This window comes from Phormidium sp. CCY1219, from assembly GCF_035615515.1.
Taxonomy (GTDB): domain Bacteria; phylum Cyanobacteriota; class Cyanobacteriia; order Cyanobacteriales; family Laspinemataceae; genus CCY1219.
In genome coordinates this window covers 1-8,778 of the sequence record NZ_JAJENT010000815.1, presented here as the reverse complement: position 1 = coordinate 8,778, position 8,778 = coordinate 1, and the positions used below count along the sequence as shown (strand labels likewise).

8 protein-coding genes are annotated in these 8,778 nt (G+C 52.3%); 4 read left to right on the top strand and 4 right to left on the bottom strand.

The genetic code is table 11. The features are described from left to right. Nucleotides 1–326: 326 nt before the first annotated feature. Nucleotides 327–764, bottom strand: coding sequence for a DUF433 domain-containing protein (locus LKK83_RS25510; protein WP_324634262.1), 438 nt, complete (start codon nt 762–764; stop codon nt 327–329). A gap of 9 nt (nt 765–773) precedes the next feature. On the opposite strand from LKK83_RS25510, the gene LKK83_RS25505 reads away from it, so the two are divergent. Further along, nucleotides 774–1,034 (top strand): MoaD/ThiS family protein, encoded by a 261-nt coding sequence (locus LKK83_RS25505; protein ID WP_324634260.1) that lies wholly within the window; start codon nt 774–776, stop codon nt 1,032–1,034. 77 nt (nt 1,035–1,111) lie between these two features. Here LKK83_RS25505 and LKK83_RS25500 read toward each other — a convergent pair whose 3' ends face one another. Next, entirely contained in the window at nt 1,112–1,480 is a 369-nt protein-coding gene (locus LKK83_RS25500; protein WP_324634259.1) for a hypothetical protein, read from the bottom strand. A gap of 158 nt (nt 1,481–1,638) precedes the next feature. Beyond that, entirely contained in the window at nt 1,639–4,236 is a 2,598-nt protein-coding gene (locus tag LKK83_RS25495) for a DNA gyrase/topoisomerase IV subunit A (RefSeq protein ID WP_324634258.1), read from the bottom strand. Between the two features lie 166 nt (nt 4,237–4,402). Here LKK83_RS25495 and LKK83_RS25490 point away from each other — a divergent pair, with 166 nt between their 5' ends. Then, nucleotides 4,403–4,804: a response regulator gene (locus LKK83_RS25490; RefSeq protein WP_324634257.1), complete on the top strand. Its 402-nt coding sequence runs from the start codon at nt 4,403–4,405 to the stop codon at nt 4,802–4,804. A gap of 216 nt (nt 4,805–5,020) precedes the next feature. On the opposite strand, the gene LKK83_RS25485 is transcribed toward LKK83_RS25490, so the two are convergent. Beyond that, complete coding sequence (locus LKK83_RS25485; RefSeq protein WP_324634256.1) at nt 5,021–5,902, bottom strand: tetratricopeptide repeat protein; 882 nt, start codon at nt 5,900–5,902, stop codon at nt 5,021–5,023. A gap of 635 nt (nt 5,903–6,537) precedes the next feature. Between LKK83_RS25485 and LKK83_RS25480 the strand changes: the two genes are divergently transcribed. Beyond that, nucleotides 6,538–6,960, top strand: a complete 423-nt coding sequence (locus LKK83_RS25480; protein ID WP_324634255.1) for a hypothetical protein — start codon at nt 6,538–6,540, stop codon at nt 6,958–6,960. Between the two features lie 66 nt (nt 6,961–7,026). Next, on the top strand, nt 7,027–8,778 hold a 1,752-nt coding region (locus LKK83_RS25475; protein ID WP_324634254.1), incomplete at its 3' end, for an NACHT domain-containing protein.

The following is an 8,778-nucleotide window of genomic DNA, read 5'->3' as shown; positions in this document are numbered from 1 at the left end:
TTAGGCTGGTCAGGTGGTTAGAAGTACAAGCCCCTGGCTTTAGACATGGGGTTGGTTTCTACGGAGTCCCTGACTTCCCCAATTGAACGAGTGCCCTGTCTGCAATAGGCAATACCAGGATAGTCCCGAGTTCGGTTAGCGATCGCCCGTTATCGGAATCGTGAGCGACCAGCACTCGCTGTTCTTGACAAACAAATGCAAACTGTACCTCATCAGGTTAAGTACGCAATCCTGCTTCAACGGTTGTCGTGACGTCAATGCCGTAACGACGCAAGGCTACAGCAATACTCGAGTCAATATGTTCGTCTAAGTGAAAGCCAATTCGCTCACTCAACCCTGAGTCTCCTCAATTTTTCTTCTAACCGCCCGGGATTATTCTGCTTAAATGCCTCGAAGAATGCTTCGTTTTCCTCGATGCGGCGATCGATTTGTTCTCGATTGTCATAATAGTAAGCCATTGCTGCATAAACTGAAGCGAGAGGCAAATCGTATTTACTCGCAATTTCCAGGGGAGATTGTCCCATCTTCAGATGCATCACCACAATGTCTTCTACAGCTATTCGAGTGCCAGCAATCCGGGGTTTACCACCTCGCACGCCGGGAGTAATTTCAATGTGTTCTTTGCTTATCTGTTTCATCACTATCCCATCCCTAAGCGCTATAGTAGCCTCATTATAAGCCACTGCATCCGAATCGCGATCGCCCCCAAAGCCACCCCTCACCCCAAAGCGGTGTATCGTATTAACATCAGCAATCTTTACCATGCCCTTACGATGAGTGAATCTTCCATTCCCGTCACCGTCAAACTATTCGCCGCCTATCAAGAAGCGTTAGGCGTGCCGGAATTAGTGCTAGAATTTCCCCCAGATACCCCCGTGCGGGCGGTGCGCGATCGCTTAATTGCCGAACACCCGGAACTAGAACGGTGGCGCGACATCACCCGGTTTGGCATCAATTTCAATTTCGTCTCTCCCGACACCCGCTTGCAACCGGGAGATGAAGTCGTATTAATTCCGCCAGTCAGTGGCGGATAATCCACCCAAACCCAATCGTCAATTGTGGCGCTTTCGGGTTATTTAAACCCCAACTAAAGCGCCACAAACAGAGGAATTTATTCCTCGGTGGGTTGCGGTTGAATTTGTGCGATAATTTTGTCGATCCAATATTGATTGTCATCCACGGTGAACACCATCTTTTGATAAGGTTCTTCCCGCAGTTCCAGGACCAAATAATCCTTATCGCGGGTGACGAACCAAAATTCTTTTCCCCGGGGCGTGTAGTAAGTTCCCGCTTTGATAAGTCCCGGGAAATAGGTTCCGGGGACGCGGATTTCTGCCCAGTGACTTGGGGGTTCTTCGGCGGTAATTTTGGCAATATGCGACAGGGGGATGTCGAACTTATTTTCCAGATTAAACGCCAAAAGTTGTTCCCAGAAGTCTAACTCGATTTGGAAAACATATCCATTCAGATTCAGTTTCATGGTTTTGCTCCGAAAAAAACCTCGGTCATCAGGATAGAGAATTTAGGCGATAGAATTTATCCAGAGTCAGGGGGAGGAGAAACGGCAAATTTAGGCGGATAAAACAGGCGAATTTTGCCGATTCCCCCGGACTTGTGAGAGTGCTTGGGAAGCACCGTTCAGACGTACTGTTGGGGGTCTGTGGAAGAAACGTTGAGATAGACGATGGTTTCCTTGCCTTTAACCGTGGGCAAGCGCGTGCCCTTATCATCCTTGCGCTTGACGCGCACGGAATCAATCGGCAACTTCAGCAAGCGATCGCTACTGGTGAGCAGCTTCACCTCACTATCCGGAAGCGCCGCCACCATGCCCATCAAGTTATCGCTTTTGGCGCTAAAGGTCATGGACTGGGTGCCCAAATCCCCGGGTTTAGCGCGGCGCACGTGATGGACGGATAACTGTTTCGCGTATCCCAACTTAGAGACCAGCAACAGATTATCCGACGCGCTGAGGGCCACACAGCCGACCAGACTCTCCCCCTTACCCAATCGTAACGCTTGCTGAGGCAAAGTCGTGCGACTGGTGATGGGCAGATTGTCATTTTGGATGGTAAAGCGCAACAACCGTGCCCCGGAGGTGGCCATAACTAGCTCTTGACCGGCGGTCGCCAAATTCGCATAAACCAACGAATCCCCCTCCTTGAGCTTCACCGCCGTCAGGCCCCGCGCCGTCAGGTTGGAAAACTCCGACAGGGGAAGGCGCTTAATTCGTCCGCGCTTGGTGAGACAAATCAGGTCTAGAGTTTCGGGATAATCCGACAGAATAAACTGAGTGGCGATCGCCTCCGGGTCTCCCTGTACTGCTGGCGGGAACAAACTGACAAACGGTCGTTTATTCGACCCCACGCGCTTGCTCAGGGGAATATCCCCCACCTTAATCGAATATGCCTTGCCATTGCGGGTTAAAATCAGCACATCTTGGTCCGTGAAGGCCACCTGAGTCTGCACGGTAAAGTCCTCACCCTCCTCGAGGGTCTGAAACTGCGAGTCGGTATCGGCCCCGCGCTGCTGTCGTTCGTAAGTGGCGGGAGAGAGGCGCTGCACGTAACCTCGGTGGGTAAATTCCAGGACCGTTTCTTCCGGTTCCGGTTCGGCGGGAAATAAAGGCAGAGAGGGGGCTTCTTCTGCCTTTTGTTTCTTTTTGCCTTTCTTGCTTTTGGTTTTGGTAGGGGTGGTGGCGCAAGCAGAAGCCACTACCACCGCTTCTTTGGTTTCCGAGACGGTGAAAATCCGAGTGCGACGGGCATCGCCGTATTTTTTCTTCAGCGATCGCAGCTCTTTTTTCAGCGCTTTGAGCAATTCGCGGCGATCGCCGAGCAATCGCTGCAACTCTTCGCGCCGCTTTGTCAAATTCCCTCTTTCTTCCTGCAATTTTTCCCGTTCTAAGCCGGTAATCCGGCGCATTGGCATGGCTAAAATTGCATCGGCTTGTGCTTCGCTGAAGTCTAGCTCACCTTGCAGGGTTTGTTTGGCGCTGCTTCCATCGGCAGAATTTCGCAAAATTTCGATCAGGGTGTCGAGTTCGTTGAGCGCCACCAGCAATCCTTCCACCAACTCTAGCCGATTTTCCGTTTGTTCGAGTTCGTGTTGGTAAAGGCGATTGAGGGTTTGTTCGCGGAACTTTAAGAACTCTTGCAGCATCTCGCGCAGGGACAGTTGGCGCGGTTGACCGTCTACGAGGGCTAGGAGAATAGCGCCGAAGTTACTTTGCAACGGGGTTTGGTTGTACAACTGTTGCAGAAGGGTTTCCGGGTTGGTTTCCCGTTTGAGTTCGATGACCACGCGAATCCCCTCGCGATCGCTCTCGTCGCGGATATCGGAAATGCCCTGCAGGCGACCGTGATTCACCAAATCCGCCACTTTTTCGATCCAGCCGGCTTTATTCACCTGGAACGGCAATTCGGTGACTACAATGGCAGTACGGCGGTGTCGTCCCCGTCCCCCTTGGATTTCTTCGATCTGCGCCACCCCCCGCAAAGGGATAATCCCCCGTCCGGTTCTGTAGGCGGTGCGAATCCCTTCGGTGTCGATGATTTCTCCCCCGGTGGGAAAGTCCGGACCGGGGATGAGGTCGAATAATTTCTCGTCTGAGAGTTCTTTGCTGTCGATTAAGGCGATTAAAGCATCCACCACCTCCGCCAGGTTATGTGGGGGGACGTTGGTTGCCATTCCCACCGCAATCCCCGAACAGCCGTTGAGCAATAGGATGGGGAGTTGCGCCGGCAAGACTAATGGTTCTTGCTGGGAATTGTCAAAGTTGCCGATGAAATCTACCGTCGCTTCGCCAATTTCGCGCAGCAACCCTTCCTGACCGATTTGGGCTAAGCGCGTCTCGGTGTATCGCATTGCTGCGGGTGGGTCGTTATCCACAGACCCAAAATTGCCATGACCTGCCAGGAGGGGATACCGACTGGAGAAGTCTTGGATCATCCGTACCATCGCATCGTAAACCGCTTGGTCTCCGTGCGGATGATATTTCCCCAACACGTCTCCCACCACCCGGGCGCATTTGCGGTAGGGGCGATCGGGTGATAGACCCAGTTCGTGCATGGCGTATAAAATACGCCTGTGGACGGGTTTTAAGCCATCTCGGACGTCCGGTAACGCCCTCCCAACGATGACACTCATGGCATATTCAAGGTAGGACTGCTGCATCTCCGTATGCAACGCAGTCGGGATCACCTGTCCGGTGGACAGAAGGTTTAACTGTTTAGCCATGAGTTTCGTTCCTTACCAAACCAACTTCCAATTGTGTCCTGCTGTTTTGCGCTTAATGACGCTATTCTGAGCGAATAGTAGATCGAGGGACACTTTGTCAGCGTACTATCAAACCTGACAGTCTGACGATGAGTACACTATTCGATTAACTCAAAAGGAAAGGCATATGAGAACCGTTCTAATTGTGGAGGACGATTTGGTCAACGCTCGCGTTTTCTCGAAAATCCTCAGTAAACGCGGGGGGCTTAACGTCAAGCATACCGAAAATGTGGAAGAGGTGATGGAAATTGCCCATGCGGGAGAAGCTGACGTGATTCTGATGGATGTGTCGCTCTCGCGCAGCGTTTATCAGGGGAAGGCTGTGGATGGCATCAAGATTACCCAGATGTTGAAGGCTGACCCGCAAACGGCGAATTTGCCGATTATTCTGGTGACGGCCCATGCAATGGCGGGGGATAAAGAAACCTTTCTCGAACAGAGTGGGGCGGATGGGTATATTTCTAAGCCGGTGGTGGACCACCAAGAGTTCGTTGACCAAATCTCGGCCCTCCTCCCGAAGGAAGAATGAGTCTATCCGGGGGGTTCTATGGCCTAGGATCGGGTCTGTGAGGGTTCGCGATCGCGCTTGTGAAACCGTGGAGCCAGGGGGTTTATCCCCCCAATGGCCACCGGCTTTAGCCTTCCATATGCGGGATGTGGGTGCGGTTGACGCCGGTCTTACCGGTCCGCTTTGTCCCTCTGGAGTTAGGATGATAGCCGAGTAGGGGTCTGGCTGTAGTGCCGGTTAAGGGGCACGGTTGACGGGGGCGGGCGCATCCTGCAGTTGTGCTAGGGTGGCTTGCATTCTCGGGGTGGCTAAGAATTTGCGGGTGTCCGCTAGCAGCCGATCGCCCCACAGGTTTTCTTTGAGAAAGTCGAGATCGGCATAGCGCGGATCGAGGCGCAGGGCTTCTTCTCCTCGCGCTAATGCTTGCTCTCGCTTTCCTTGGGCGTACATCGCTACCGCGATCGCTAGTTGCGGTTCCGCTGCGTCAGCGTCGATTTGCGCCGCTGTCTTCCACCGCTCGATCGCCTTGTCTACGTCGCCTTGTTCGTATTTGACTAAGCCGATGTTGTTGATTGCCGGCCAAAATTGCTCGTCTTGCTCGATCGCTTTTTCGTAAGCGGCGATCGCTTCGCCATACTCCTCGAGCATGTAATAGGCATTCCCTAAATCGAATAACGCTCCCGGTACGTCCGGTTTTAAGGTTAAGCCTTCTTTCAGTTGCTCGATCGCCGTTTGATATTCCTGCTGCTGAAAGTACGCCGACCCCAACGCAAACCACACCGCCGGATTCTCTGGATCCAGGGTTCTGGCTCTTTGCAGGGCGTTCACTCCGCGCTCTAGGTCTTGCGCTTGTAAGTACAAACTCCCTAAAATCGCCCAGGCTTGCGGATTATTCGGCGCGAGTTGCGTCGCCAGTTCCGCTCTGGGTAAGGCTAGCTCGAATTGCTGGAATCTCGCCAGTTGCGCCGCTTCTTCGGCAAGCATCAAGCCTTGTTGCTCTAACTGTTCTGCATCCAGTTGCAGGGTATGGGGAATTAATGCCTGTCCCGCGACAGGTGCCGCCACGCTGCACAATCCCAGCGCGACTAATAACGAAATCAATAATTTGCGATTGGGCACAGTACCGCCTTGAAACAATAGTACAGGTTTTCAGCTCTTCGAGGACCGTGGTTTAATTTAATCCTGACAAAAATCTTCGCGAATCGCGCTTGCTAGAACCGGAGGCAACAGGCAAGGCCGCGCGGGATTGGGGAATAGCCTCTTACTATTACCACATATCTTCGCTTTTGTCAAGTCCTCTGCCCGATTTTTTTTCGTGCCTGGGGTACATTCCCTCACCCCACAGAAGCATACTCAAGCCAAATCCCTGAAGGAATTAATCGGAAGAATTCCAAAGGCGATCGCCCAGTGTTTGGAAACTTAAAGCGCAGTGCGTGACCCCCAGGGGTCGGGTTCATGTGACCCCTTGTAGAAACGCGATTAATCCCGTCTTTTAGGGGGTCACGCACCTTACGCGATCGCTTCGGCGTGGGGTCGCGTTAATTGAGACGGGGACTGAAAACATTATCCCACAACCCTTGTAGTAGACCCCTCGATCCGGCAGGGATTAAAATCCCCCTGCGGGTGTTGCTTTTGCTCGCGCAACCCTTGCCCACCATATTAAATCGCTGTGGGACCGGCGCTTGTTTAGAGATTAAGGATCTGCTAGAATTGGGCAATGCTTCTAATATCCTGAGATTGTTACAGATAAAGCTATGGAACCCGTAGAACTGGCAGCGATCGGCACTTGGGCGATAACTAAAATTGGTGAAGGAACACTTGCAAAGATAGGAGAAAATCTCCTTGAGGCAGCTAATAATTTGCGGCAACAACTCCAAGCCAAACAACCCCAACTAGCGGCTGCTATAGAAGGGGCTAACGAACAACCAATGGATTATGGTGAAGCAGTGCTGGAATTAAAAGCTGCCGTCCAGGAAAACCCAGAAATCCGGGAAGCCGTTGAGCAAGTGGCAACTGAGGCCCAGGCACATCCAGAATTGGCAGCGGAAATCCAAAAAATTAGAGAAACTCTACAATCTCAGCCGCCAACCATTCAAAATTTGGCAAAACTGGCCGAAAAAATTGGAGTTGTAAATCAAGGGACTATCAACACCCAGACAAACAACATTAATATATGAGTGAAGTCGCCGGAACGGGATCCGGTTAAGCCAACTCCCCCGATCGACTGGCGCAAAGTCTGCAAAATGATGCTAGACAGCAGACTCACCAGCAACCTCCTCGCCGCCAACGAAGATATCAAATTTAACCTCGACGACATTCACGTACCCCTGGCGCTGGTGGAACGCCGCAAGCGCGACAAACGCCCGGGGAAGACTCGCGCCGAAGACGGTTCGCAACTCTACGAACCCAGCGGATATGAAGAAAAGCAGCGCTTTGAACACGATCGCTTTTTGCACGATATCCTCGGCAAAGGGGAAGGCAAAACCCAAGGGCGACAGATTGCCATCATCGGCGAACCGGGGGCGGGAAAAACCACCCAATTGCAAAAAATCGCCGATTGGATATTAGAGGAACGCCAGGAATTGCCGATTTGGATCTCCTTGGCAGACTTGCAGGGACGAGAACTGGACGACGAGTATTTGCTGGAAACTTGGCTGAAACAAGCCATTCTCCCGTCGCGCTTGAGTCAGAAGGTGCAAGAAGAGTTTCTGGCGCAACTGGAAAGCGGGCGAGTGTGGTTGCTGCTGGATGGGGTGGATGAGATGGCGACAGCAAAAGCAACCGCCGGATTGCCACTGCAGCAAATCGCCACCCAACTGAAAGGCTGGATTGCCGCAGCGCGGGTGGTTCTCACTTGTCGGTTAAATGTCTGGGAAGCGGATCTGAATGCCTTGGAAGGGTTCGAGACCTATCGGATGCTGGATTTTGACTATCCCACCCAGGTAGAAGCCTTTATCGGCAAGTGGTTTGAACCCAGCGACGCCGCCAACGGGGAAGCCCTGCGCCAGGAATTAGCCAAAGCGGAATATCAGCGCCTACAGGATTTGGTGAAAAATCCCCTGCGGTTGACCCTGCTGTGCAGCACTTGGCAAACCTCCGAAGGGTTGCCGGAAACTCAGGCAGCACTCTACGAACGATTTGTGCCGCAAATTTATCGGTGGAAACAGAACCGTTTCCCCACCACCGAACAGCAGCGCCAGCAACTTAACGACGCATTAGGAGAATTGGCGCGGCGAGGAATCGATGATGCCGCGTCTCCGTTTCGCCTGCGGCATCAGTTTGTGAGTGAGGTACTGGGGGATTGTGATGATGATAAGTCTCTGTTTGCCTTAGCGCTGCAACTCGGTTGGTTGAATCAGGTAGGAGTAGCAGCAGAAGACGACACACAGAAGGTTTACGCTTTCTATCACGCCACGTTTCAGGAATATTTCGCGGCGTTAAGCCTTGAGGATTGGGATTTTTTCTTGCCCAGAACTCATATCAATCGCCCAATTCCGGAAAATTCCTATCGCATCTTTGACCCCCTGTGGAAGCAACCGATTTTGCTGTGGTTGGGGCGCAAAGATGTACCGAAGGAACGGAAAGAGGAGTTTATCGCGGGGTTAGTTGAGTTTGAGGATGGATGCAGAGAATGGGAAAACCGAGACAAGTGCGATCGGGGGTTGTACGAATATCGCGCCTATTTTCTCGCTGCTGCCGGAATCGCTGAATTCAAGGAATGCGATCGGGCTGATGAGATTGTTGCTCAAATTGTGCGGTGGGGGTTTGGTTATTTTAGCGAAGAAAAACAAGATTGGCGGACTTTTCTCGATCCGATAAAATCAGACGCGAGAACTGTTCTGCGAGAAACAGAACGCACCCAGGCGATCGCCGGGTTAGTCAAATTAATCGCCGAGTCTGAATCTGAATTTACCCGCAGGCAAGCGGCAGAAAGTTTGGGGAAAATTGGCGCGGGCAATCCACAGGCAATCGCCGGGTTAGTCAATTTAATCGCC

Excerpts from the sequence above, each read along its gene's own strand:
- LKK83_RS25510 (WP_324634262.1), bottom strand. The coding sequence starts at position 764 with ATGGTAAAGATTGCTGATGTTAATACGATACACCGCTTTGGGGTGAGG.
- LKK83_RS25505 (WP_324634260.1), top strand. The coding sequence starts at position 774 with ATGAGTGAATCTTCCATTCCCGTCACCGTCAAACTATTCGCCGCCTAT.
- LKK83_RS25500 (WP_324634259.1), bottom strand. The coding sequence starts at position 1,480 with ATGAAACTGAATCTGAATGGATATGTTTTCCAAATCGAGTTAGACTTC.
- LKK83_RS25495 (WP_324634258.1), bottom strand. The coding sequence starts at position 4,236 with ATGGCTAAACAGTTAAACCTTCTGTCCACCGGACAGGTGATCCCGACT.
- LKK83_RS25490 (WP_324634257.1), top strand. The coding sequence starts at position 4,403 with ATGAGAACCGTTCTAATTGTGGAGGACGATTTGGTCAACGCTCGCGTT.
- LKK83_RS25480 (WP_324634255.1), top strand. The coding sequence starts at position 6,538 with ATGGAACCCGTAGAACTGGCAGCGATCGGCACTTGGGCGATAACTAAA.